This window comes from Vibrio sp. 970, from assembly GCF_033339075.1.
On record NZ_JAWOTW010000591.1, the window covers coordinates 1 to 582 of the forward strand.

Genomic DNA, 582 nt, shown 5'->3' on the forward strand with positions numbered 1-582 from the left:
CCTGATTCCGTTTAACCCGTACCCAGGTTCTCCGTACAAGAAGCCAAGCAACGCACGTATTGACCGATTCCAAAAAACATTGATGCAATACGAGCATACGGTGACGGTTCGTAAAACACGTGGTGATGATATTGATGCGGCATGTGGTCAGTTAGTCGGTGACGTTATTGACCGTACTAAACGTACTGCGGCTTTAAAAGCTGCGCGCGGTGCAGAAACCATCGACGTAAAAGCGGTATAATTTGCCCCAAATTAAAAATAGCCAGAGCCTTTGCTCTGGCTATTTTGTTTGTTGTATTTGTAAAGTAACCCCTGAAATTCAATGGTTTTGGCGTTTATTTCAATTTACTGTGTCAAAGTTTGGACAAAAGCTTGAGCTATCTGTTAGTTTGAGTGGAAAGCGTTTTTGTCTTCGTTATACATTCGCTTATCATGGTGAAGAACATTCATGAAGACACCGATTATTCTCAACATTTTTTCTCATACGCTTTGCTGATTTTTGCAAAACGGGTATTCACACTCAATTGTTGAGAATTTCTTAAAAATATAATTTTGGTTAACGCGAACAGGCTAGCTATCTTT

Annotated in this window: 1 pseudogene; it reads left to right on the forward strand. The window is 40.0% G+C overall.

Annotated features, from left to right (window positions below):
- Nucleotides 1-241: pseudogene (locus tag R7Q11_RS28060) on the forward strand (bifunctional tRNA (adenosine(37)-C2)-methyltransferase TrmG/ribosomal RNA large subunit methyltransferase RlmN); the annotation flags it as partial.
- Nucleotides 242-582 lie beyond the last annotated feature (341 nt).